Origin of the sequence: Massilia sp. CT11-108 (assembly GCF_047302915.1) — a bacterium.
GTDB classification, from domain to species: Bacteria; Pseudomonadota; Gammaproteobacteria; order Burkholderiales; family Burkholderiaceae_D; genus Telluria; species Telluria orientalis.
On the sequence record NZ_JBKYMO010001401.1, the window covers coordinates 1 to 316 of the forward strand.

Sequence of the window (316 nt, forward strand, 5' to 3'; positions counted from 1 at the left end):
CCCTTCGCTCGCGCCGCGCGCGGCCGGCCCGCATGGCGTACTGCACGCGGCGCGCGCCGCGCTGCAATGGCGCTTGCTGCTGTGGTGGGCCGTGCTCCTGCTGCTGCCGACCGTCGTCGCCGCGCTGCCGGTGTGGGAGCTGCTGGCCGCCGGCCTCGATCACTCGGTGTACGCGGGACGTTTGGCGGAACGCCTCGACATGATCGCGTACGCCGACATCCTGCACGCCGCGCGCGACCAGTACGCGCCGGCGCTGGGCGCGGGCAGCCTCGTCGCGCTGGTGCTGACGTTGCTGCTGTCGCCGCTGCTGGCCGGC

The 316-nt window shown here is 75.0% G+C and carries 1 protein-coding gene; it reads left to right on the forward strand.

Annotated elements, in window-relative coordinates; all coding sequences use genetic code 11:
• The coding region (locus ACEN88_RS35005) for a hypothetical protein (RefSeq protein ID WP_413347026.1) at positions 1-316 on the forward strand (316 nt) is incomplete at both ends.